This is a genomic window from Mesorhizobium sp. M0058, from assembly GCF_040323095.1.
Lineage (GTDB): Bacteria > Pseudomonadota > Alphaproteobacteria > Rhizobiales > Rhizobiaceae > Mesorhizobium.
The window spans coordinates 173323-197883 of the sequence record NZ_JAMYUQ010000006.1; the positions used below are offsets into that span (position 1 = coordinate 173323).

General features: G+C 64.0%; 20 protein-coding genes. 19 read left to right on the forward strand and 1 reads right to left on the reverse strand.

The features are described 5' to 3' along the window. Positions 1 to 49: 49 nt before the first annotated feature. The 17 genes from NKJ75_RS12070 (at position 50) to NKJ75_RS12150 (ending at position 22528) form a co-directional block, all read left to right on the forward strand. Positions 50 to 1504, forward strand: coding sequence for a UDP-N-acetylmuramoyl-L-alanyl-D-glutamate--2,6-diaminopimelate ligase (locus tag NKJ75_RS12070; protein ID WP_352499722.1), 1455 nt, complete (start codon positions 50 to 52; stop codon positions 1502 to 1504). After that, complete coding sequence (locus NKJ75_RS12075; RefSeq protein WP_023815573.1) at positions 1501 to 2934, forward strand: UDP-N-acetylmuramoylalanyl-D-glutamyl-2,6-diaminopimelate--D-alanyl-D-alanine ligase; 1434 nt, start codon at positions 1501 to 1503, stop codon at positions 2932 to 2934. The genes NKJ75_RS12070 and NKJ75_RS12075 overlap by 4 nt, the downstream gene beginning before the upstream one ends. A gap of 18 nt (positions 2935 to 2952) precedes the next feature. Then, positions 2953 to 4035 carry a phospho-N-acetylmuramoyl-pentapeptide-transferase gene (mraY, locus tag NKJ75_RS12080; RefSeq protein WP_023668273.1) on the forward strand — a complete coding sequence of 361 codons (1083 nt, stop codon included), beginning with the start codon at positions 2953 to 2955 and terminating at the stop codon, positions 4033 to 4035. An 8-nt stretch (positions 4036 to 4043) separates the two neighbouring features. Next, positions 4044 to 5444 carry a UDP-N-acetylmuramoyl-L-alanine--D-glutamate ligase gene (murD, locus tag NKJ75_RS12085; protein ID WP_023733073.1) on the forward strand — a complete coding sequence of 467 codons (1401 nt, stop codon included), beginning with the start codon at positions 4044 to 4046 and terminating at the stop codon, positions 5442 to 5444. Then, positions 5444 to 6595 carry a putative lipid II flippase FtsW gene (ftsW, locus tag NKJ75_RS12090; protein ID WP_023668275.1) on the forward strand — a complete coding sequence of 384 codons (1152 nt, stop codon included), beginning with the start codon at positions 5444 to 5446 and terminating at the stop codon, positions 6593 to 6595. The genes murD and ftsW overlap by 1 nt, the downstream gene beginning before the upstream one ends. Position 6596: 1 nt before the next feature. After that, positions 6597 to 7721 (forward strand): undecaprenyldiphospho-muramoylpentapeptide beta-N-acetylglucosaminyltransferase, encoded by a 1125-nt coding sequence (gene murG, locus NKJ75_RS12095; protein WP_023815571.1) that lies wholly within the window; start codon positions 6597 to 6599, stop codon positions 7719 to 7721. Then, positions 7721 to 9127: a UDP-N-acetylmuramate--L-alanine ligase gene (gene murC / locus NKJ75_RS12100; RefSeq protein ID WP_352499723.1), complete on the forward strand. Its 1407-nt coding sequence runs from the start codon at positions 7721 to 7723 to the stop codon at positions 9125 to 9127. Before murG ends, murC begins: the two co-directional genes overlap by 1 nt. Next, entirely contained in the window at positions 9124 to 10089 is a 966-nt protein-coding gene (murB, locus tag NKJ75_RS12105; protein ID WP_031244260.1) for a UDP-N-acetylmuramate dehydrogenase, read from the forward strand. The genes murC and murB overlap by 4 nt, the downstream gene beginning before the upstream one ends. Before the next feature lie 302 nt (positions 10090 to 10391). Next, positions 10392 to 11318: a D-alanine--D-alanine ligase gene (locus NKJ75_RS12110; RefSeq protein WP_023744604.1), complete on the forward strand. Its 927-nt coding sequence runs from the start codon at positions 10392 to 10394 to the stop codon at positions 11316 to 11318. Beyond that, positions 11306 to 12247, forward strand: a complete 942-nt coding sequence (locus tag NKJ75_RS12115; protein ID WP_023688033.1) for a cell division protein FtsQ/DivIB — start codon at positions 11306 to 11308, stop codon at positions 12245 to 12247. The genes NKJ75_RS12110 and NKJ75_RS12115 overlap by 13 nt, the downstream gene beginning before the upstream one ends. Continuing rightward, positions 12244 to 13551, forward strand: coding sequence for a cell division protein FtsA (gene ftsA, locus NKJ75_RS12120; protein WP_023697016.1), 1308 nt, complete (start codon positions 12244 to 12246; stop codon positions 13549 to 13551). Before NKJ75_RS12115 ends, ftsA begins: the two co-directional genes overlap by 4 nt. Before the next feature lie 66 nt (positions 13552 to 13617). Further along, positions 13618 to 15276 (forward strand): cell division protein FtsZ, encoded by a 1659-nt coding sequence (ftsZ, locus tag NKJ75_RS12125; protein WP_286488131.1) that lies wholly within the window; start codon positions 13618 to 13620, stop codon positions 15274 to 15276. A 271-nt stretch (positions 15277 to 15547) separates the two neighbouring features. Next, positions 15548 to 16495, forward strand: a complete 948-nt coding sequence (gene lpxC, locus NKJ75_RS12130; RefSeq protein WP_023668283.1) for a UDP-3-O-acyl-N-acetylglucosamine deacetylase — start codon at positions 15548 to 15550, stop codon at positions 16493 to 16495. Positions 16496 to 16758: 263 nt separating this feature from the next. Beyond that, complete coding sequence (locus NKJ75_RS12135) at positions 16759 to 17628, forward strand: outer membrane protein assembly factor BamD (RefSeq protein ID WP_023668284.1); 870 nt, start codon at positions 16759 to 16761, stop codon at positions 17626 to 17628. Positions 17629 to 17846: 218 nt separating this feature from the next. Then, positions 17847 to 19520 (forward strand): DNA repair protein RecN, encoded by a 1674-nt coding sequence (recN, locus tag NKJ75_RS12140; protein ID WP_027050616.1) that lies wholly within the window; start codon positions 17847 to 17849, stop codon positions 19518 to 19520. A 111-nt stretch (positions 19521 to 19631) separates the two neighbouring features. Beyond that, the gene (gene ligA, locus NKJ75_RS12145; protein WP_352499724.1) at positions 19632 to 21836 is read left to right on the forward strand and encodes an NAD-dependent DNA ligase LigA; all 2205 of its coding nucleotides are present in this window, start codon (positions 19632 to 19634) and stop codon (positions 21834 to 21836) included. Further along, positions 21836 to 22528, forward strand: a complete 693-nt coding sequence (locus tag NKJ75_RS12150; RefSeq protein ID WP_023712440.1) for a DUF2461 domain-containing protein — start codon at positions 21836 to 21838, stop codon at positions 22526 to 22528. The genes ligA and NKJ75_RS12150 overlap by 1 nt, the downstream gene beginning before the upstream one ends. A gap of 22 nt (positions 22529 to 22550) precedes the next feature. Here the strand turns inward: NKJ75_RS12150 and NKJ75_RS12155 are convergent, their stop codons facing one another. Next, the gene (locus tag NKJ75_RS12155) at positions 22551 to 23309 is read right to left on the reverse strand and encodes an SDR family NAD(P)-dependent oxidoreductase (protein ID WP_023712441.1); all 759 of its coding nucleotides are present in this window, start codon (positions 23307 to 23309) and stop codon (positions 22551 to 22553) included. A gap of 113 nt (positions 23310 to 23422) precedes the next feature. Between NKJ75_RS12155 and NKJ75_RS12160 the strand changes: the two genes are divergently transcribed. Further along, positions 23423 to 24151 (forward strand): AzlC family ABC transporter permease, encoded by a 729-nt coding sequence (locus tag NKJ75_RS12160; RefSeq protein ID WP_023712442.1) that lies wholly within the window; start codon positions 23423 to 23425, stop codon positions 24149 to 24151. Beyond that, entirely contained in the window at positions 24148 to 24444 is a 297-nt protein-coding gene (locus NKJ75_RS12165) for an AzlD family protein (RefSeq protein ID WP_023712443.1), read from the forward strand. Before NKJ75_RS12160 ends, NKJ75_RS12165 begins: the two co-directional genes overlap by 4 nt. Positions 24445 to 24561: the final 117 nt, after the last annotated feature.

A 24561-nucleotide genomic window follows, 5' to 3' on the forward strand; every position in this document is an offset into this window, starting at 1 on the left:
AGGGCGCGCCGGCAACTGCGCGCCATTTTGTTGAGATAAACGGGGTTCGATGCACCTGAGAGATTTAGCCGGTATCCTGCCTGTCGAGGGAACATCTTCCCGCGATGTGGAGGTAACCGGGATTTCGTCGGATTCCCGCTCGGTCAAGACCGGCGTGGTCTTTTTCGCGCTCGCCGGCAGCAAGGCGGATGGTTCGGCCTATGCCGCCGATGCGGCAAAGCGCGGCGCAGCGGCGGTTGTCGTTGGCAAGGCCAGCGCCGTTTCCGGTCTGTCCGTCCCGGTGCTCAGTGTCGACGACGCACGCCTGGCGCTGGCGCTGAGCGCGGCACGTTTCTTCGGCAGCCAGCCGGAGACCATGGTCGCGGTTACCGGCACCGCAGGCAAGACCTCGGTCGCCGCCTTCATCCGGCAGATCTGGGAGCAGGCCGGCTTTGCCGCCGCGTCCATCGGCACCACCGGCGTGGTGGCGCCGGGCCGCAACGACTACGGTTCGTTGACCACACCCGATCCAGTGGCTTTGCACCAGTTGCTCAAGGAATTGGTGGAGGCCGGCGTCACACACGCCTCGATGGAAGCCTCCAGCCACGGTCTCGACCAGCGCCGCCTCGATGGCGTCAAGCTCGCCGCGGGCGGCTTCACCAATCTCGGCCGCGACCATATGGACTATCATCCGACGGTCGAGGATTACCATCGCGCGAAATTGCGCCTGTTCGACACGCTGCTGCCGAAAGGCGCGCCGGCGGTCATCTTTGCCGACGATCCGTGGTCGGCGCCGACCATCCAGGCTGCGCAGGCCGCCGGGCTCAAGGTGCTGACGGTCGGCCGCCATGGCGATTTCCTGCGCCTGAAGCGGGTCGAGCACGAGCGCCACCGCCAGCGCGCCGAGGTCGAAGCCGACGGCGTGCTCTACGAGATCGACCTGCCGCTCGCCGGCGACTTCCAGATCGCCAATGCCCTGGTTTCGGCCGGGCTGGCCATTTCCACTGGAACGCCGGTCGCCAAAGCTTTGATGGCATTAGAGGAACTTCAGGGGGCACCGGGACGGCTCGACCTTGTCGGCGCCACCGCCAATGGCGCGCCCGTCTATGTCGACTATGCCCACAAGCCGGATGCGCTGGAAAATGTGCTGGCCGCCGTGCGCCCGTTCACCACCGGCCGCGTCATCGTCGTGTTCGGCTGCGGTGGCGACCGCGACCGGGGCAAGCGGCCGATCATGGGCGGAATCGCCACGCGGCTCGCCGATGTCGTCATCGTCACCGACGACAATCCGCGCTCGGAAGTGCCGGAAACGATTCGTGCCGCGATCCTGGCAGCCGCACCCGGCGCCATTGAAATCGGCGACCGCCGCAAGGCGATCCACGAAGCGGTCGCCATGCTCAAAGCGGGCGATACGCTGATCGTTGCCGGCAAGGGCCATGAAGAGGGCCAGACCATCGGCGCCGAGACGTTTCCGTTCTCCGACCACGAAGAAGTCCGCTCGGCGCTGCGGGAGCGGGCCGCATGAGCGTGCTCTGGACTTCCGAGGCGCTGGTCGACGCCATGGGCGGTCGGCCGCTTGGGCCGATGCCGGAGGGAATTTCGGGGATCTCGATCGACAGCCGCAGCCTGCAGCCGGGCGACGCCTTCTTCGCCATCAAGGGCGAGGCGATGGACGGCCATGACTTCGCGACCGCGGCGATCAAGGCCGGCGCCGGCGTTCTGGTCGTCGCCGAAGGCAAATTGCCGTCGCTTGGGCGGCTGACGGCGCCGATGATCGTCGTGCAGGATGTGCTGGCAGCACTGGAGAAACTCGGTGTTGCCGCCCGCGCCCGTTCCAACGCAAAAATCATCGCGGTGACCGGATCGGCCGGCAAGACCACCACCAAGGAGGCGCTGCGTCATGTGCTGTCGGCCGTTGGCAAGGTGCACGCGTCGGCGCAGTCGTTCAACAACCATTGGGGCGTGCCGCTGACACTGGCGCGCATGCCCGACGATTGCGATTACGCCGTGTTCGAGATCGGCATGAACCATCCCGGCGAAATCCGGCCACTGGTCAAGATGGTCCGCCCGCAGGTCGCCATCGTCACGCTGATCGCCGCCGCCCATCTCGGCTTCTTCAAAAACCTCGAAGAGATCGCCAAGGCCAAGGCCGAGATTTTTGAAGGCATCGAGCCCGGCGGTGCGGCCTTGCTCAACCGCGACGATGCGCGATGGAAGCTGCTCGACAAGATGGCGCGAGCCGCCGGCGTCGAACATGTCTTTGGCTTCGGCGAGAATGCACGGTCGACCTACAAGCTGACCAAATGCGAGCTGCATGCCGATCATTCCGACATCACCGCCAGGATCGGCGGGCAGGATGTGACGGCGCGCATCGGCGCGCCCGGCCGCCACATGGTACAGAACGTTCTGGCGGTGCTCGGCGCCGCGCATTTGGTTGAAGCCGATATCGGCAAGGTGGCCTTGGCACTGGCCGATCTGTCGGCCGAGCGTGGCCGTGGGAAGCGCCATATGCTTCGCCACCCCAAGGGACCGATCACACTGATCGACGAGAGCTACAACGCCAATCCGGCCTCGATGGCTGCTGCCATGGCGCTGCTCAACGCGACGCCTGTCACGGGCGAGGGCCGGCGCATCGCCGTGCTCGGCGACATGCTCGAGCTCGGCGACCATTCGGCCAAGCTCCATGCAGCCCTTGCCGAGTTGATCGTCGGCACCGGCACAAACACGGTCTTTCTCGGCGGTCCGGAAATGCAGGCGCTGGCAGACATCCTGCCCGACGAGATCAAAACGGAATACCGCGCCGGCGCCGAGGAATTGAAGCCGCTGCTGTTGTCGACGCTGAAGGCCGGCGACGTGGTGATGATCAAATCGTCGAAAGGCATCGGCTTTTCAAAGCTGGTCGAGGCCTTGCTCGGCAAATATCCGGCGGAAGCCGCAGGCACGAAACAGAACTAGTCCGGGGAACGGAATCGTATGTTTACATTGCTCGTCGATTTTGCGGACAAGGTCTCGGTCTTCAATGTCTTCCGCTACATAACTTTCCGCACCGGCGGTGCGCTGATCACCTCGGCGCTGATCGTCTTCATCTTCGGGCCGACCATCATCAATTCGCTTAGGCTGCGGCAAGGCAAGGGCCAGCCGATCCGCGCCGATGGCCCGCAGACGCATTTCAAGAAGGCCGGCACGCCGACGATGGGCGGGCTGATGATCCTGTGCGGCATCGTCGGCTCGTCGCTTCTATGGGCGAACCTCTCCTCGATCTATGTCTGGGTGGTGCTCTTGGTGACGCTGGGCTTCGGTTCGATCGGCTTTTACGACGACTATCTCAAGGTAACCAAGCAGTCGCATCTCGGCTTTTCCGGCAAGGCGCGGCTGGCGCTGGAATTCGTCATCGCCGGCATCGCCGCCTGGGCGATCATGCATAATGGCCAGGCGCCGTTCTCGTCGTCGCTGACCTTCCCCTTCGCCAAGGAATTCATCATCAATCTCGGCTGGTTCTTCGTGCCGTTCTCCTGCTTCGTCATTGTCGGCGCCGGCAATGCGGTGAATTTGACCGATGGCCTCGACGGGCTGGCGATCGTGCCGATCATGATTGCGGCGGCATCCTTTGGCGTCATCGCCTACCTCTCCGGCAATGCGGTGTTCGCCGAATATCTGCAGATCCATTTCGTGCCCGGCACCGGCGAGCTGGCTGTCGTGCTTGGCGCCGTCATCGGCGCCGGCCTCGGCTTCCTCTGGTTCAACGCGCCACCGGCGGCGATCTTCATGGGCGACACCGGTTCGCTGGCCATGGGTGGCCTGATCGGTACGGTCGCGGTCGCCACCAAGCACGAGATCGTGCTGGTCATTGTCGGCGGATTGTTTGTCGTGGAAATCCTGTCGGTCATCATTCAGGTCGGCTACTTCAAGATGACCGGCAAGCGCGTGTTCCTGATGGCGCCGATCCATCATCATTTCGAAAAGCTCGGCTGGACCGAAAGCCAGGTGGTGATCCGCTTCTGGATCATCGCCGTCATCCTGGCGCTGGTCGGCCTGTCGACCCTCAAGCTGAGATAGGAACCCGCTTGATCCCCGCCGCATCCTTTTCGGGCAAACGCGTTTCGCTCTTCGGGCTCGGTGGCTCGGGGATCGCCACGGCGCGCGCGCTGATCGAGGGCGGCGCCGACGTGCTTGCCTGGGACGACAATCCCGATAGCGTCGCCAAGGCTGCTGACCAAGGCATTGCGACCGCCGATCTGCGCGGCGCCGACTGGTCGAAATTCTCGGCCTTCGTGCTCTCGCCCGGCGTGCCGCTGACGCATCCCAAGCCGCACTGGACGGTGGAGCTGGCGCGTGGCTCCGGCGTCGAGGTGATCGGCGATATCGAATTGTTCTGCCGCGAGCGGATTGCGCGCGCGCCTGATGCGCCGTTCATCGCTATCACCGGCACCAACGGCAAGTCGACGACCACGGCGCTGACCGCGCATATCCTCAAATCGGCAGGGCGCGACACGCAGATGGGCGGCAATATCGGCCGGGCCATCATGACGCTCGATCCACCGCAGGCTGACCGGGACTATGTCGTCGAGTGTTCTTCCTACCAGATCGATCTCGCGCCCTCGATCAACCCGACGGCCGGCATCCTGCTCAACCTGACGCCCGACCATCTCGACCGCCACGGCACCATGCAGCATTACGCTTCGATCAAGGAGCGGCTGGTTGCCGGCAGCGAGACGGCGATCGTCGGCGTTGACGATTCCTGGTGCGCGCAGATCGCCGACCGGCTGGAGAGGGCGGGCCGGGAGGTGATCCGCATCTCCAAGCGGCTGCCGCTGACCGACGGTTATTTCGCAGACGGTTCCGATCTGATGGAAGCCGTCCATGGCCGCTACAGCCGCGTCGCCTTCCTCGAAGGCATCGGTTCGTTGCGCGGCCAGCACAATGCGCAGAACGCGCTTGCCGCTGTTGCCGCCTGCCTCAGGGTCGGCTTGAGCCTGGGCGAGATCCAGGCGGGACTGGAGAGCTTTCCAGGCCTCGCGCATCGCATGGAGCAGGTCGGACGCAAGGACCACGTGCTGTTCGTCAACGATTCCAAGGCGACCAATGCCGATGCGGCGGCACCCGCGCTGTCGAGTTTTTCGCGCATTTACTGGATCGCCGGCGGACTGCCCAAGGAAGGCGGCATCGAGCCGCTGCGCGGTTTTTTCCCACGCATCGCCAAGGCCTATCTGATCGGCGAGGCGGCGCCCGCGTTCTCGGCGACGCTCGGCGAAGCCGTGCCCTATGAAATCTCGGGCACCCTGGCCGCCGCGGTCGACCATGCCGCGAAAGACGCGGCCAAGGATGACAGCGGCGAGGCGGTGGTGCTGCTGTCGCCGGCCTGCGCCAGTTTCGACCAGTTCAAGAATTTCGAAGTTCGCGGCGAAGCCTTCAGGCAAGCTGCGAATGCTATCGAGGGTGTCAAACCCATCGGAGGGGCACGATAATGCAAAGCCGTCTCGACAAAAGCCCGGTTGCAACCTGGTGGTGGACGATCGATCGCTGGTTCCTGGCGGCGTTCCTGTCGCTGATGGGGCTTGGCATTGTCTTGTCCTTTGCGGCAAGCCCGGCGGTGGCCGAACGCATCGGCCTCGACAGTTTCCACTTTGCCACCAGGCAGATCATCTTCACCGTGCCGGCGCTCGGCGTGATGCTGGCAGTGTCCTTCCTGGAATCGCGGCAGATCCGGCGCATGGCGCTGATCATCCTGGGCATCATGCTGGTGCTGATGGTGGCCGTGCTCTATATCGGCGTCGAAGTGAAAGGCGCACGGCGCTGGGTGTCGTTTGTCGGCATGTCGATCCAGCCGTCGGAATTCCTGAAACCCGCCTTCGTCATCGTCTGCGCCTGGCTGTTCGCCGAACACAAGCGCCAGCCCGACATCCCGGGCAATTTGTTTGCCATGCTGCTGCTGATCCTGGTCATCTCGCTTCTGGTGGCGCAGCCCGATCTCGGCCAGACCATGCTGGTGACCGGCACCTGGGGCGTCATGTTCTTCATGGCCGGCCTGCCCTGGCTATGGATCATCGCGCTTGGCGCCACCGGCGCCGGCGGCCTGTTTGCCGCCTACACTGTGTTCCCGCACGTTGCCGCCCGCATTGACAAATTCCTGACCGGCGAAGGCGACACGTTCCAGGTCGACATGGGCCGCGAGGCGCTGATCAACGGCCACTGGTTCGGCGTCGGGCCGGGCGAGGGCACGGTCAAGCGGGTCATTCCCGACGCGCATGCCGATTTCGTGTTTTCGGTCGCCGGCGAAGAGTTCGGGTTGATCATGTGCTTCTTCATCATGTCGATCTTCGCCTTCATCGTGCTGCGCGGCTTGAGCACGGCATTGAAGGAACATGATGATTTCACCCGCTATGCCGTCGGCGGTCTGGTCACCGTGTTCGGCCTGCAGTCGGTCATCAACATGTGCGTCAACCTGCAGCTGATGCCGGCCAAGGGCATGACGCTGCCTTTCATCTCCTATGGCGGCTCCTCGCAGATCGCCATTGCCATCTCGATGGGCATGGTGCTGGCGCTGACGCGCAAGCGACCGGAAAAGCGCAAGCAGATGGGCTTTGCCCTGTCGCAGCGCGCCCTGCCGGCGGAGTGATATGGCGCGGGGTGTCATCCTTCTCGCTGCTGGCGGAACAGGCGGACATCTGTTTCCGGCCGAGGCGCTGGCGCATGAGCTGATCGAGCGCGGCTGGGGCGTGCATCTGGCGACGGACGACCGCGCCGAGCGCTTTGCCGGCCATTTCCCGGCCGCCGCCATCCATCCGATCCAGTCGGCGACGATGGGCTCGAAAAACCCTGTCGCGCTGCTTGGCGCGTTCTGGAAGATCTGGCGCGGCGTGCGCCAGGCCTCCGCCGTCATCGCCAGGATCAAGCCTGATGCGGTCGTCGGCTTTGGCGGTTATCCGACCTTGCCACCGCTCTATGCCGCGACGCGTCGCAAGCTGCCGACGCTGATCCATGAGCAGAACGCAGTGATGGGCCGCGCCAACCGGGCGCTGTCCGGGCGCGTCGATGCCATTGCCGGCGGCTTCCTGCCGCAAGATGAAAGTGCCACAGGCGCCAAGACGGTGACGACAGGCAATCCGGTCAGGCCGCCAATCCTGGAGGCGGCCAAGACGCCCTACACCGCATCCCAAGGGGCGGATCCGTTCAGGCTCCTGGTGTTCGGCGGCAGCCAGGGCGCGCAGTTCTTTTCCGACGCCATGCCGACGGCGATCGCACTTCTGCCGGAGGCGCAGCGCAAGCGGCTGGTGATCACCCAGCAGGCCCGCGCCGACGACGTGGCGCGGGTGAAGGCTGGCTATGCGGCACTCGGCGTCCATGTCGAGGTCTCGCCCTTCTTCACCGATATGGCACAGCGCATGGGCGCGGCGCATCTGGTGATCTCGCGCTCCGGCGCCTCGACGGTTTCGGAGATCGCCGTCATCGGCCGGCCGGCGCTGCTGGTGCCTTATCCCTATGCGCTGGATCACGATCAGGCGGCGAACGCAGCCGCCCTTGCCGCGGCGGGCGGCGGCGAGGTGCATCCGCAATCGTCACTGTCGCCGGAGCGCATCGCGGCTCTCATTGGCGGGCTGATGGACACTCCCGAGCGGCTGACGGCCATGGCTGCCGGAGCGAAGTCGGCTGGCCGGCCCAACGCGGCACGGTTGCTCGCTGATCTCACAGAGGCTATTGCGTCCAGAAAAACCGTTTCGGATTTCAGGAAAGGGACGCATTGATGAAGATGCCGCAGACCATCGGCCTTGTGCATTTCATCGGCATTGGCGGCATCGGCATGAGCGGCATCGCCGAGGTTCTGCACAATCTCGGCTACAAGGTGCAGGGTTCGGACCAGGCCGACAGCGCCAATGTCCAGCGGCTGCGCGACAAGGGCATCGAATGCTTTGTCGGCCACAAGGCCGAGAATATCGGCGCGGCCGAAGTGGTTGTCGTCTCCACCGCGATCAAGAAATCCAATCCCGAACTGAAGGCCGCGCGCGAAAAGCTGCTGCCGATCGTGCGCCGCGCCGAAATGCTGGCCGAACTGATGCGCTTCCGCCAGGCGGTTGCGATCGGTGGCACGCATGGCAAGACAACAACCACGTCGATGGTGGCGACGCTGCTCGATGCCGGCGGGCTCGACCCGACGGTGATCAATGGCGGCATCATCAATGCCTATGGCACCAATGCCCGTATGGGCGATGGCGAGTGGATGGTGGTCGAAGCCGACGAAAGCGACGGCACCTTCCTCAAGCTGCCGGCCGAGATCGCCGTCGTCACCAACATCGATCCCGAGCATCTGGACCATTATGGCAGTTTCGAAAAGGTGCGCGAGGCGTTCCGGCAATTCGTCGAGAACGTGCCGTTCTACGGTTTTGGCGTGATGTGCACCGACCATCCGGAAGTACAGGCGCTGGTCAGCCGTATCGAGGACCGCCGCGTCATCACCTATGGCGAGAACGCGCAGGCCGATGTGCGTTTCACCAACCACCGCATGGCCGGTGCCGTCTCGGCATTCGACGTGGTGATCCGCGACCGCAAGACCGGCGGCCAGACGACGATATCGGATCTGCGGCTGCCGATGCCCGGCCGCCACAACGTCTCCAACGCCACCGCCGCAATTGCGGTCGCGCATGAACTCGGCCTGTCGGCCGAAGCGATTAAGAAAGGGCTGTCGTCCTTTGCGGGCGTCAAGCGGCGCTTCACCCACACCGGCTCGTGGAACGGCGTCGACATCTTCGACGATTACGGTCACCACCCGGTCGAGATCACGGCGGTGTTGAAAGCGGCGCGCAGCGCCACCAAGGGCCGCGTCATCGCCATTGCGCAGCCGCACCGCTTCACCCGGCTGCACGATCTGTTCGACGAATTTTCGGTCTGTTTCAACGATGCCGACACGGTGATGGTGGCGCCGGTCTATACGGCGGGCGAGGAGCCGATCGACGGCGTGACCTCGGAGGCGCTGGTGTCGCGCATCCGCTCCGGCGGCCATCGCGATGCGCGCTACGTCGAAACCCCTGCCGCGATTTCGCCCGTCATCCGCGCGTTGGCGAAACCGGGCGACTTCGTCATCTTCCTGGGCGCCGGCAACATCACCCAATGGGCCTATGCGCTGCCTGGGGAACTCGGCGGTACCGTCTCATGATGCGCGGCCAGGACCTGCTCGACAAACTTGGCGACCGGCTTGCCGGCCTGCGCGGCCGCATCACGCCCAATGCCGAGATGGACAAGATCACCTGGTTCCGCGCCGGCGGTCTGGCGGACGCCCTGTTCCAGCCGGCCGACGAGGAGGATCTGGCTGCCTTCCTGCGCGCCGTGCCGGAGGACATCCCGCTCACCATCGTCGGTGTCGGCTCCAACCTCCTGGTGCGCGACGGCGGCATTCCAGGTTTCGTCATCCGGCTTTCGGCCAAGGGCTTTGGCGAGGCCGAGGTGGTTTCGCCGACCGTCATCAAGGCCGGTGCTGCGACGCCCGACAAGCGCGTCGCGGCCGTCGCTTATGAGGCCGGTATTGGCGGCTTTCATTTCTATCACGGCATTCCCGGCGCCATCGGCGGGGCGCTGAGGATGAATGCCGGCGCCAATGGCGTCGAGACGCGGGAACGTGTCGTCGAGGTTCGGGCGCTCGACCGCAAGGGCAATCTCCACACCCTCAGCAATGAAGACATGGGCTATGCCTATCGTCACTCGGCCGCACCTGCCGGGCTGATCTTCACCTCCGCCGTTTTCGAAGGTGTTCTGGAAGACCCGGAGGCGATCAAGGCGGCCATGGACGCCGTCCAGACGCATCGCGAGACGGTGCAGCCGATCCGCGAGAAGACCGGCGGCTCGACCTTCAAGAATCCGGAAGGCACCTCGGCCTGGAAGGAAATCGACAAGGCCGGCTGCCGCGGGCTGATGATCGGCGGCGCGCAGATGTCGCCGATGCACTGCAACTTCATGATCAACACCGGAACAGCGACCGGATACGACCTCGAATATCTCGGCGAGACGGTGCGCGCCCGCGTGCTTGAAAATTCAGGCATCCGCCTGCAGTGGGAAATCAAGCGGCTCGGCAATTTCCGCCCCGGCCATGCCGTGCAGGAATTCCTCGGACAGCTTCTTTAGCGCAAGCTGAAGTTCATGTGATGCTTGAACTTCAAACGGTCTGAAACAACAGCGCCACCGTTGCTCCAAAGACTCACAACACGCTTTTTCCGGCCGTTTTCGCGGAAAGTGAATCTGTCGGAATCATAAGCACTTGCCAGCGAATCAACTCTCTGATTCTCTGCCTTAAAGCGTTTCCTGATTTGAGTCGTTCGACGCGTCGACCGCGTTTTCCGTCTGGGGGGCAACCTGCCGGGAGACTCGGACTCAATCTGGTCGCTGAATGCGTGGTTGCGGGCCCGCCGTGAGAGGGATGACGGGATATGAAGAACAAGCATGTGGCTGTCCTCCTGGGCGGATTCTCGTCCGAGCGGCCCGTGTCTCTGTCTTCGGGAAAGGCGTGTGCGGATGCGCTTGAGAATGAAGGCTACCAGGTTACCCGCGTCGATGTTGCGCGCGATGTCGGCGCCGTGCTCACCGAACTCAAGCCCGATGTCGTCTTCAACGCACTGCACGGCCCGTTCGGTGAAGACGGCACCATCCAGGGCATCCTCGAATATCTGGCCATTCCCTACACGCATTCGGGCGTGCTCGCCTCGGCGCTCGCCATGAACAAGGAGCAAGCCAAGAAGGTCGCCAAGGCTGCCGGCATCGCGGTGGCGGAATCGAAGGTTGCCAGCCGCTTTGCCATCCAGAACAAGCATCCGATGAAGCCGCCCTACGTGGTCAAGCCGGTCAATGAAGGCTCAAGCTTCGGCGTCGTCATCGTGCATGAAGGGCAGTCGCATCCGCCGCAGGTCATCGGCTCGTCCGAATGGAAATATGGCGAGACCGTCATGGTCGAGCGCTACATCCATGGGCGCGAGCTGACCTGCGCCGTCATGGGCGACGTGGCGCTCGGCGTCTGCGAGATCATTCCGACCGGCCATTCCTTCTACGACTATGATTCAAAATACGTCGCCGGCGGATCAAAACACGAAATCCCTGCTAAAATTTCATCAAATATTTACCAAAAAATACAGACACTGGCGCTCAAGGCACATCTGGCTATCGGCTGCCGGGGCGTTTCCCGATCGGACTTCCGCTATGACGACCGTCACTCCGAAAACGGCGAGATTGTCTGGCTCGAGATCAACACTCAGCCGGGCATGACGCCGACGTCTTTGGTGCCTGAAATCGCCGCCCAGGCCGGGCACTCGTTTGGCAAATTGTTGAGTTGGATGGTGGAGGACGCTTCGTGTCTGCGTTGAAATGGGGGCAGGACAAGGGCAGGGGCGGCGCCGGGCCGGCGCTGTTCGGCATGCCGTTGTCGTTCGACCATTTCGTGCTGCCGCGCGTGCTGCGCCGGCCGGTGCGCGTGCTGGCGCGCCTGGGCGGCGGCGACTTCGTCGCGCCGCGCTTTTCCGCGGCCATCCTGTCGGCTTCGCTCATTGCATCAAGCAGCCTCTATGGCGCCATTCTCGGCGGTCATGCCGACGACATCGTCCAGAGCATCACCGCCCGGACCGGCTTTGCCGTCGACCAGATCAAGGTGGTCGGCAACCGCCAGACTTCGGAGATCGACATACTGGACCGGCTCGAGCTCGACGGCTGGACGTCACTGATCGGCTTCGATGCCGAGGCCGCGCGTGAACGTATTGATACCTTGCCCTGGGTCGAAGTGGCGGCGGTGCGCAAGGTCTATCCACATACGCTGGAAGTGCGTGTCGAGGAGCGCGAGCCCTTCGCGCTCTGGCAGCAGGGCGCGGAGCTTTCGGTCATCGAACGCTCCGGCGCGGTGATCGCGCCGTTCTCCGGCGGCAAGCAGGCGCTGCTGCCGCTGATCATCGGCACCGGCGCGCCGGCCAAGGCCCCCGACTTCGTGGCCAAGATCAACAAATTTCCCGAGCTCGCGGCTCGGGTCAAAGGCTATATCCGCATCGGCGAACGGCGCTGGGACCTTAAGCTGGAAAACGGCATCACGATCAAGCTGCCCGAGGATGGCGAGGATCAGGCGATCGCCGATCTGGTTCGGATGGACCACGACAACGGGCTTCTGACGCGGGACATCGCCGCCGTCGACATGCGCATCTCCGATCGCCTGGTGGTGCAGCTGACGCCGGAAGCGGCGACGCAGCGCCAGGCCGCGCTCAATGAAAAGCCGCAAAATCTGAAGCGCAAGTCGGGGACGAAGATATGAGCTGGCTTGGCGGCAACAGCGATGCCTCTTCGCGGCGTTCCGGCACGCTCACCGTGCTGGATGTCGGCTCAAGCAAGGTTTGCTGCGTGGTGGCGAAACTGAAGCCGCGCGAGGACGGCAAGCTGTTGCGCGGCCGCTCGCACCGCATCCAGGTGATCGGCATCGGCCACCAGAAATCGCACGGCGTGAAGTCGGGCGTGGTCGTCGATCTCGACCGCGCGGAGCACGCCATTCGCCTGTCCGTCGACGCAGCCGAACGCATGGCGGGACTGACCGTGGATTCGCTGATCGTCAACATGACGGCCGGCCGGCTGAAGAGCGAAACCTATTCGGCCACCATCAATCTCGGTGGCCATCAGGCCGACGAAGCCGACATCAAGCGCGTGCTTGCCGCCGGCGCCAAGCAGGCGCTCAAGGCCGAACGCGACGTGATCCATTCGCTGCCCGTCGGCTTTTCGCTGGACGCCGAGCGCGGCGTGCGCGATCCGCGCGGCATGGTCGGCGACCAGCTCGGCGTCGATATGCATGTGCTGACGGGCGATGCCGCGCCGCTGCGCAATCTGGAGCTCTGCATCAACCGCTCGCATCTTTCGGTCGAGCGCATGGTGGCGACGCCCTATGCCAGCGGCCTTGCGGCCCTGGTCGACGACGAACTGGAAATGGGTGCGGCCTGCATCGACATGGGCGGCGGCACGACGACCATCTCGGTGTTTTCGGAAGGCAAATTCGTCCACGCCGATGCCATTGCCATCGGCGGCAATCATGTGACGCTCGATATGGCCAAGGGCCTGTCGACCTCGCTCGACGCCGCGGAGCGGCTGAAGGTGATGCATGGTTCGGCGCTGCCTGGCAGTGCCGACGATCGCGACCTGGTCTCGATCCAGCCGATCGGCGAAGACGGCGAGATGCCGCTGCAGATCCCGCGCTCGGTGATGACGCGCGTCATCCGCGCCCGCATCGACGAGACGCTGGAACTGTTGCGCGACCGGCTGAACAAGTCGGGCTACGGCAATGCCGTGGGAAAACGCGTCGTGCTGACCGGCGGCGCCAGCCAGCTTGCGGGTCTCCCCGAGGCGGCGCGCCGCATTCTGGGACGCAATGTGCGCATCGGACGCCCGCTCGGCGTGGCGGGCCTGCCGGAAGCTGCCAAGGGGCCGGCTTTCTCGACGGCGGTCGGGCTGCTGATCTACCCGCAGATGGCGAGCTTCGAGAGCCATCCGGCGAAAGGAATTTCCGGTCTCAGGATGACCGGGACGGGCGGAAAACTGCATCGCATGAGTCAGTGGTTGAGAGACAGTTTCTAATTGACGGGGACAGCCCCATAGGCGGCCGCGGCGGCGAAGCGGCGGGAAAGGCAAAGGACGGAGACAATGACGATCAATCTGCAAAAGCCGGACATCACCGAGCTCAAGCCGCGGATCACCGTATTCGGTGTCGGCGGCGGCGGCGGCAATGCCGTCAACAACATGATCACCGCGGGCTTGCGCGGTGTCGAGTTCGTCGTGGCCAACACCGATGCACAGGCGCTGACCATGTCGAAGGCCGAGCGGCTGATCCAGCTCGGCGCGCATGTCACCGAGGGGCTCGGCGCCGGCTCGCAGCCTGAAGTGGGCCGTGCGGCGGCGGAAGAGTGCATCGATGAGATCATCGATCATCTCTCCAACACCCATATGTGCTTCGTCACCGCCGGTATGGGTGGCGGCACCGGAACCGGTGCGGCTCCCGTGGTTGCCCGCGCGGCGCGCGAACGGGGTATCCTCACCGTCGGCGTCGTCACCAAGCCGTTCCATTTCGAAGGCCAGCGCCGCATGAAGACGGCGGATCTCGGCATCGAGGAGCTGCAGAAATGTGTCGATACCCTGATCGTCATCCCCAACCAGAACCTGTTCCGGCTGGCGAATGACAAAACCACCTTTGCCGACGCCTTCGCCATGGCCGACCAGGTGCTCTACTCCGGTGTTGCCTGCATCACCGACCTGATGGTCAAGGAAGGCCTGATCAATCTCGACTTCGCCGACGTGCGTTCGGTGATGCGCGAAATGGGCAAGGCGATGATGGGCACCGGCGAAGCTTCGGGCGAGGGCCGCGCGATGGCCGCCGCCGAGGCGGCGATCGCCAATCCGTTGCTCGACGAGACCTCGATGAGGGGCGCCAAGGGCCTGCTGATCTCGATCACCGGCGGCCGCGACCTGACCCTGTTCGAAGTCGACGAGGCCGCGACCCGCATCCGCGAGGAAGTCGACCAGGACGCCAACATCATCCTCGGCGCCACCTTCGACGAGGAACTCGAAGGCGTCATCCGCGTCTCGGTGGTCGCCACCGGCATCGACAAATCGGCAGCTGAAATCGCCGCGGCGCCGATCTCGATCCGGGCCGTGCCGCCGCAGCAGAAGCCGGTCAGCCGCCCAGCGGCTCCGGGGGCGGAAGGCCGTCCGGCACCGGTCCAGCAGCAGACCTATGAGCAGCGCGCGGCCGATCCGGTGGCCGAGGCGATCCAGCTTGCCGAGGCCAATGCGGCGGCAATGGCTCGTCCGGCGCCGATGGCCCAGGCGGAAGATTTCCGCCCGCAGAGCAAGATCTTCCAGGCCCCGCCTGCCCAGCCGCAGCCTGTCGTGCAGCAGGTGATGCAACCGGCGCCGCTGCGGGAAATGCCGCAGCCGGTGGCTGCCGCACCGCAGCGCATGCCGCGGGTGGAGGATTTTCCGCCGGTGGTGCGGGCCGAGGTGGAGGCCAAGGGCCGTCCGGCCGACCATGAAAACAGCGGGCCGATGGGGCTGCTCAAGCGGCTGACCAACGGGCTGACGCGCCGCGAAGAAGAGCCGGCCCGGTTGCAGCCGGCACAGCCGCGCGAACCGAAACTGCGCCAGGCGGCGCCGGAAATGCGCCGCCTTGCCAGCCAGGATCCGCAGCTTTACGCGCCGCGCCGCGGCCAGCTCGACGATCAGGGCCGGTTGACGCCGCAGACCAGGTCGACCCAAGAAGACGACCAGCTGGAGATACCGGCTTTCCTGCGCCGCCAGGCCAACTGAGCCGTTAACGGTATGTAACACTTGTTAACAGGCAGACGAGAGATTGTCGGCCTGTTAACGTTTAAAGGAGTTTAATAACAAGGCGTTACGATGTGACGCTCAAGGTCTGTCGCGGTTACACAGAGTAAGAAACCGTGATTTGGAGTCTCCCTGACAGACCATTATCTTTGCCGCAGCACTTTCGGTGTGCTGGGATTCGGGGAAGTGGCCCTGCCTGCCGATAAAAAAGAGCCGCGCCTTTTGGGTTAAAGCGGACTTAGGCGTTTGGGCTATGGGGTTTGTCTTGCAAGACTATCAGACGACACTGAAATCGCGTGCAACGCTGACCGGTACCGGCGTTCACAGCGGCAAACCGGTCACCGTCAATTTCCTCCCTGCGGACGCCGACACCGGCGTGCTCTTCCACCTTTCGAACGGAAGCGAGAGCCGCGAGTTCCGCGCGCTGGTTGCCGAAGTCGGCGCGACCGATCTCTGCACCATGCTCGGCGATCCGGCAGGCGAGCATATCGCCACCGTCGAACATCTGATGGCGACGCTTTTCGGGCTCGGCATCGACAACATCGTCATCGAGATCGACGGTCATGAGGTTCCGATCCTCGATGGCAGTGCGGTGGCGTTCGTGGAAGCCATCGACCAGGCCGGCATCGAGACGCTGGCGGTCAAGCGCCGCTACATCAGGGTGGTCAAGCCCGTCCGCATCGAGAATGGCGCGTCCTGGGCCGAGTTCAGGCCCTATAGCGGCACGCGCTTCGAGGTCGAGATCGATTTCGAAAGCCCGGCGATCGGCCGCCAGCTATTCGCCTCCGACATCAACCCCGACATCTTTCGCCAGGATATCGCGCGCGCCCGCACCTTCGGCTTCATGAAGGATGTCGAGCGGCTGTGGGCGGCCGGCTATGCGCTGGGCTCCTCGCTGGAGAACTCGCTGGTGATCGGCGACGACAACCGGGTGATCAACATGGGTGGCCTGCGCTATCCCAATGAGTTCGCTCGCCACAAGACGATGGACGCCATGGGCGACCTGGCGCTGGCCGGCGCCCGTTTCATCGGTTGCTTCCGCTCCTATCGCGGCGGTCACCGGATGAATGCGGCTGCTTTGCGGCGGCTTCTGTCCGACCGTTCGGCCTTCGAGGTCGTCGAGACCACGCGCCGCGAGCGCGGCCGCACCGCCGAGATGAGCGCCGTCACCGGCCCTGTCTTTGCGCCCTGGGTGATCTGATTCTTAACGATTTTCTGGCTTTCTGAACGCTGGCCGGTGTTGCACGAAAGCATCACCGGCCAGTGAAAGTGCGTAGCATTCGGGGCAACACCAAGCCGCCACAAAAATGTGCGATTGGCTAGACATAGCGTTGCTGGGCAAGGCAGTTATGGTTTATGGCTGCTGCCGTCTGTTAGGCGCATGTCGCTCAAAAGTGGGGATCAGTTTTGAGGGAACGCCATGCGAAAGGCATTGAACTAACGCCGAAAGGGCGCAATCCAATCATGTTCTTCAAGCGAGTTGGTCAATCGAAAGCGCCGTATCGGGCTGTTTTCCTGGCGCTTTCGGTGGTTGTGCCATCGCTCTTCCTCTCGGCCTGCATGTCGTCCGAGAAAGACGTCGACCTGTCGACCTATGTCGACCAGACCGAACCGGCCGACGTCCTTTACAATCAAGGCCTTGCCAATCTCAATGCCGGCCGCCTGGATGAGGCGAGCAAGAAGTTCGACGCCGTCGACCGCCAGCACCCCTATTCGGAATTCGCCCGCAAATCGATGGTGATGGGCGCCTTCGCCGACTATCGCGCCGGCCGTTATGACGAAGCGATCGGCTCGGCCAAGCGCTATCTCACGCTCTATCCGTCGACCGACGACGCGGCTTACGCCCAGTATATTATCGGGCTGAGCTACTACAAGCAGATCAAGGACGTCACCCAGGATCAGAAGGAAGCACGCCAGACCGTGCAGACGATGCAGGATCTGGTGACGCGCTGGCCGACGTCGGAATATGTCGACGACGCCAAGGAAAAGATCCGTTTCGCCAACGACCAGCTGGCCGGCAAAGAGATGCAGATCGGCCGCTATTATCTCGAGCGGCGCGAATACATTGCTGCCGTCAAGCGCTTCCGCAACGTGGTCGAGAACTATTCCAACACCCGCCATGTCGAAGAGGCGCTGGCGCGTCTGGCCGAAAGCTACTACGCGATGGGCTTGACCTCGGAAGCGCAAACCGCCGCTGCGGTGCTCGGCACCAATTATCCCGACAGCCAATGGTACAAGGATACCTACAAGCTGTTGCAGAGCAACGGGCTTGAGCCGCGCGAGAATGCCGGATCGTGGATATCCAAGGCCGGCAAGCTGATCACCGGCGCCTGACGCCCGAGCATCGACTGAGGCGGAACGCGCTTTTCGGATTGATCCGACGCTCAAACAAAAAGATAGTGCGGCGCTGCGACTCCATCGGTCGCATGCCGCTTCACAGCGGTTCAGTGGTTTGATTGAGGCGCTGAACCGTCCTAACTTTTTGTTCTACGCAATTCCGGACGGAAAACCGCTACGCACTTTTCCTGGAATTGCTTGAGGTCCAGGTTCTGATGCTTTCCAGACTGTCGATCCGCGATATCGTCCTGATCGAGAAGCTGGATATCGACTTCCAGCCCGGCCTTTCTGTGCTGACCGGTGAAACCGGCGCCGGCAAATCCATCCTTCTCGACGCGCTGTCGCTGGCGCTTGGCGCCCGCGGCGACGCCTCGCTGGTGCGGCACGGTGCTGCCCAGGGCCAGGTCATTGCCGTCTTCGATGTGCCGCGCAACCACCCGGTGCGCGCGCTGCTGGCCGAAAACGCCATCGAGGATGACGGCGACATCATCCTGCGCCGGCTGCAGACCGCGGATGGCCGTACCCGTGTCTTCGTCAACGACCAGCCGTCCAGCGTCACGCTGATGCGCGACATAGGCCACGCGCTGGTCGAGATCCACGGCCAGCATGACGAGCGCGCCCTGGTCGATCCAGGCGCGCATCGCGAATTGCTGGACAGTTTTGGCGGCCATCTCGGCGCCGCCCGCGCGACCGGCGAGGCGTGGCGCTACTGGCGCGGCGCCGAGCAGGAGTTTGCCAGGCACCGCGCCAAGGTCGAGGCAGCGGCGCGCGAGGCCGATTATCTCAGGGCCTCGGTGGCGGAACTGGCAAAGCTCGATCCGCAGCCCGGCGAAGAGACACAGCTGGCGGAATTGCGTGCAACGATGATGCGGGCGGAAAAGATCGCCTCGGAAATACACGATGCGCAGGATGTGCTGTCAGGCCCGTCCTCGCCACTGCCGCAACTGGCCAGTTTGCTCAGGCGCCTGCAGCGCAAGGCCAGCGAAGCGCCGGGCCTGCTCGAGGATGTGGTGAAGTCGCTGGATGAGGCGATGCTGTCGCTGGATGCCGCGCAATCGGGCGTCGAGGCGGCATTGCGCGCCACCGAATACGACCCGCAGCGGCTGGAGAAGGCGGAGGAGCGGCTGTTTTCGCTGCGTGCGGCCTCACGCAAGCACAGTGTGGCCGTCGACGATCTGGCGCAACTGCGCGACACCATGTCCGCCGATCTCGCCGATCTCGATGCCGGCGAGGGGCGCCTGCATCTCTTGGAAAAGCAGGCCTCAGCGGCGCGCGAAGCCTACGATATTTCCGCAGCCCAGCTCTCCGCGCTTCGCCACGCCGCGGCGGTCGGTCTGACCAAGGCTGTGATGGCCGAACTGCCGGCGCTGAAGCTCGAACGGGCCGAGTTCATCGTTGAACTGGCCAGCGATGGCGAGAACCGCATGGAAGAGGGCATCGACCAGGTCGAGTTCTGGGTGCGCACCAATCCCGGTACCAGGCCCGGCCCGATGATGAAGGTCGCTTCCGGCGGCGAGCTGTCGCGCTTCCTGCTGGCGCTCAAGGTGGCGCTGGCCGACCGTGGCTCGGCGCCGACATTGGTCTTCGACGAGATCGACACCGGCGTCGGCGGCGCCGTGGCCGATGCGATCGGCCAAAGGCTGGCCAGGCTGTCGAAGCGCGTGCAGGTGCTGTCGGTCACGCATGCTCCGCAAGTGGCGGCGCGCGCGGCAACGCATTTCCTGATTTCCAAATCCGGTGGCACCGACAGGGTCGCCACCGGCATTGCCGAGATGGACCGGGCGGCGCGCCAGGAAGAGATTGCGCGCATGCTGGCCGGCGCCACCATCACCGAAGAGGCGCGCGCAGCCGCCGAACGGCTGCTACGCGAGAATATTGCTGCAGCGTAGTCGTCGCAAGGCTTTCGGACTGAGTCAGGATATGGCTCCATCCCGCTGTTCAGGAATGCTTTTTCCGAAATCCTGATTTATGGTGTCGCGCCACTGTCCAGGGACCGCTGCATGTCTGAAAAACCAGTCGAATCGTTGAGCGAAAGCGAAGCCGCGGATGAGCTCCAGCGGCTGGCCGAGGAGATCGCCGGTCATGACAGGCGCTATCATGCCGAGGACGCGCCGACGATTACGGACGCGGAATATGACGCGCTGCGGCGGCGCAACCTTGCCATCGAGGAGCGGTTTCCCGGTCTGGTACGCGAGGATTCGCCCTCGCTGCGGGTCGGCGCCGCGCCGGCGGAAGGCTTTGCCAAGGTGCGCCATGCGGTGCCGATGCTCAGCCTCGCCAAGGCCTACACAGACGAGGACGTCACCGATTTCATCGAGCGTGGCCGGCGCTTCTTCGACCGCGACAAGGATCTCGACATCGCGTTTACGGCCGAGCCGAAGATCGACGGCCTGTCGGCGTCGCTGCGCTATGAACGCGGTGTGTTCGTGCAGGGTGCTACGCGCGGCGACGGCGCTATCGGCGAAGACATCACCGCCAATCTCAGGACCATCGCCGACATCCCAGCCAAGCTCAAAGGATCGGGCTGGCCCGAGACCATCGAGATCCGCGGCGAAGTCTACATGACCTATGCGGAATTCGAGGCACTGAAGGCCCGCTCGGCGGCGGTGGGCGGCCAGGACTATGTCAATCCGCGCAACACGGCAGCGGGCTCCTTGCGACAGAAGGATGCGTCCGTCACCGCCAGCCGCAATCTTAAATTTTTTGCCTATGCCTGGGGCTACACGACAGCGGATCCGGCGCCGACCCAATACGATTCGGTGCAGAAATTCGCCGAATGGGGGTTCAAGGTCAGCCCGCTGATGGTGCGGGCGAAGTCTGTCGAGGAGCTGATCGCGCACTACCACAAGATCGAGGAGCTGCGTTCGTCGCTCGGCTACGACATCGACGGTCTCGTCTACAAGGTCGACCAGCTGGAATTGCAGCGTCGCTGGGGCTTTGTCACCGGTGAGCCGCGCTGGGCCGTTGCGCACAAATTCCCGGCCGAACAGGCGATGACGACGGTGCAGAAGATCGACATCCAGGTCGGCCGTACCGGCACGCTGGCGCCGGTGGCGCGGCTGGCGCCCGTCACGGTCGGCGGCGTGGTGGTCGAAAACGTCACGCTGCACAATGAGGACTACATCAAGGGCTTCGACAGCAACGGCCTGCCGATTCGCGACGGCATCGATGTCCGCATCGGTGACACGGTTGTCATACAACGGGCGGGCGATGTCATTCCGCAGATCGTCAGCGTGGTCGTCGATAAGCGGCCGGCTGATGCGGTGCCTTATGAATTCCCGCACATTTGTCCGGTCTGCGGCTCGCCGGCGACGCGCGAAATCAACGAGAAGACCGGCAAGGAGGATTCGCGCCGGCGCTGCACCGGCGAGCTGATCTGCGCCGCGCAGGCTGTGGAGCGGCTGCGTCATTTCGCGTCGCGCGGCGCGCTCGACATCGAGGGGCTGGGCGCCGAGAATATCGACCTGTTCTTCAATTCGGGACTGGTCAAGACCGCCGCCGATATCTTCACCCTCAGGGATCGCCGCCCGGCCGTCACCAGGGCGCTGGCCGAGCGGCGCGAGGAGCAGGCGCGGCTGCGCGAGGCGGCATCGGGCAAGGCGCGCAAGAATGTGCGCGGTGTCGAGGACCGCAATTATGAAGGTCTCGACAAGCTGTTCGCGGCCATCGATTCGCGCCGCCAGCCGGAGCTCGACCGCTTCATCTTCGCACTCGGCATCCGCCATATCGGCGAAACGACGGCGGCCGTGCTTGCGCGGACGTTTTCGACCGTCGAGGAGCTGATCCGCGTCGGCAAGGAAACGGCGGCGGCTGAGGATCCGCACAGCGTCTTCCCCTCCATCAACGGCATTGGCGATACAGTGATCGATGCGTTGCGCGATTTCTTCGGCAATGAACGCAATGACGACGTGCTCGACAGACTGCTCGAACAGGTCAAGCCGAAGCCGTATGTCGTCACCGTGTCGACCGACAGCGAGGTTGCCGGCAAGACCATCGTCTTCACCGGCACGCTAGAAAAGATGACACGCTCCGAAGCCAAGGCGATGGCCGAACGGCTCGGCGCCAAGGTGGCGGGTTCGGTGTCGACGAAGACCGATCTGCTGGTGGCCGGGCCGGGCGCCGGCTCCAAACTGAAGCAGGCCAGCGAACTCGGCGTCGAAGTCATCGACGAGGACACCTGGCTGCAACGGGTCGGCAAGGCGTGATGGCCGGTTCGTTCAAAGGGTTCGGGCAAAAGGCCATACCGTTCCTCAAGGCGCTCGACTTCCACCAGAGCCGCGAATGGTTCCAGGAAAACCGCGCGCTTTACGACAGCGAGTTGCATGAGCCGTTCTGCGATCTGGTCGAGACGCTGACCGAGCGCTTCGCGGCGGCGGGTCTGGGCTTGCGCGGAGACCGCAAGAAGTCACTGTTTCGCATCAACCGCGACGTGCGCTTCGCCAAGGACAAGCGGCCCTACAACCAGCATTTGTCGGCCATGCTGTCGCCGGATGGCACCAAGATGGAGCAGGGCGTGTTCTTCGTCTATGTCGGGATCGACCGCTGCTTTGCCGATGTCGCCTGGTGGAATCCGGAGCCGTCCCTGCTGCTGGCGATGCGCAAGGCGATCGTCGCCCGGCCGGCCGAGTTCCGAAAACTGCTCTCAACGCTGAAGAAAAACGGCTTCGAACTTGAAACCGAGGGCCGCATGAAGCGCACGCCGCGTGGCTTCGAGCAGGTCAACGAACCCGATCTTGTCGACGCCATCCGCAACCGGCACTTCTATGTCCAGCACATGATCGATCCGGCTGGAATTCACGCGCCGACGCTGGTCGACGAGCTTGTCGATTTCGCCTTGCGCGCCAAGCCGCTGCTCGACTGGGGCAGGGCGATCCAGGGCACGGCACCGCGGAGCTAAATCAGCCCGGCGCACTGCACGGCTACATCCGCATCAAAAGACCACCGTCGACTGCCAGTTCGATGCCGGTGATGTAGCTTGCCGCATCGGAAAGCAGGAATAGCGCGGCATTGGCCATGTCCTGCGGCGTGCCGATGCGGCCGAGCGGCGCATAATTGGCAACGGCCGCGCGTTTCTCCTCGGTGTCCCAGCGCGCCTGCAGCGGCGTCAACGCCATGCCCGGGCAGATCGAATTGGAGCGGATGCCATCGCCCGCCAACTGCATGGCGAGCGACTTCGACAGCGCACAGACGCCGGCCTTCGATGCCTGGTAGGCATCCTGCGGGGTCGGATCGCCGCGATACCACTGGATGGTGGAGAAGTGCACCATGGCGCCGCCGCGTCCGCCGGCCCGCATATGGGGAACCACCGCCCGCGCGGTGTGGACGAAGGATTTCAGATTGATGTTGAAGACCTGGTCCCAGACATCGAGGTCCATCTCGAGGGCCGATTTGTCGCGACCGAACCAGAGCACGCCTGCGACATTGGCGAGATAATCGATGCCGCCGCGCTCGCGGCCCGCGGCATTGATGGTCTGCTCGACGAAGGCGGCGTCGGTGAGGTCGCCTTGGGCAAAGGTGAGCCGGTCGTCATAGACGGCAAGCGACGCCGGACGCGGCTTGACGTCGATGGCGGTGACCGAGGCGCCGGCCTCGAGCAGCGCCAGCGAGATCGCGTCGCCCATACCGCCACCGGCGCCGGTGACGACCGCGTGCCTGCCGGTGAAATCATAAGCGATCATCCGAACCCCTCATTTTTTTACAACATCAGTTTCGCTGATTTGTTGGCTCAAGCGAATTCGTCTGACTTTTCAAACGCCGGCTCCTACATAGCAGCGCGAGATGGGAATGTGACATGTCGGCAGAGACCTTAAGCGAAAATTCCGTGGCCAGCGACTTCTGGGACGGCGTGCGGCTGTCGATGCCGGTCGTTGTCGCTGCGGCACCATTTGGGCTGCTGTTCGGCGCCATCGCCGTCGACAACGGCTTTTCCGTTCTCGAAGCTTTCTTGATGAGCGCGCTGATCTTCGGCGGCGCGAGCCAGATGGTCGGCATCGAATTGTTCGGCCAGCATGTCGCGCCATGGCTGATCGTGCTGTCGATCTTCGCGGTGAATTTCCGCCACGTGCTTTACTCCGCCAGCATCGGCCGGCGAATCGCGCACTGGCCGGTTATCAGCCAAGCGCTGGGCTATTTCGTGCTCACCGATCCGCAGTTCGCGGTGGCGGAGCGCAGGGCCGAAGCCGGCGAGACCGTTGGCTTTGCCTGGTATATGGGCCTTGGCCTGCCGGTGTATGTGTTCTGGGGGATCGAAAGCGCGCTGGGCGCGGTGTTCGGCAAGCTGATCCCCGACACGCATGCGCTGGGCATCGATTTCCTGCTGCCGATCTATTTCCTCGGGCTGGTCATGGGCTTTCGCAACCGGCCACTGTGGCTGCCGGTGGTGATCGCCAGCGCCGCGGCGTCGATCATTGCCTACAAGACTGTGGGATCGCCATGGCACGTCTCCATCGGCGCCGTTGCAGGCGTGCTTCTGGCCGTCATCCTGCCGCCGCACCATAGCGGTGTGGAGGCAAAACGATGAGCGCGACTTTGTGGATCATCATTGCCGGCGCGATCGCCACCTATCTCACCCGCGTCGGCGGCCATCTGGTGATCTCGCGCTTCGACCACATCCATCCACGCGTCGAGGCCGGCTTGAACGCCGTGCCGGCGGCGGTGCTGACGACGCTGGTGGCGCCCGCCGCACTCAGCGCCGGACCGGCGGAATGGGCGGCACTGGTCGTCGCCGCTGTGGTCTCGCTGCGCGCCGGCCTGATGGCGATGTTTCTGGCCGGGGCGGTGGTGCTGATCCTCGCGCGGCAGTTTGTGGCATAGGGCGCCTGCCGGCAGATCAGTTTCGAACGGTCGGCGCCGCCCCTCATTGCCCTGCCGGGCGTTCGTCACTCGAAAAGCCAAGCAATTGGCTTTTCGTCCGCTTCGCGGACCGCTCCT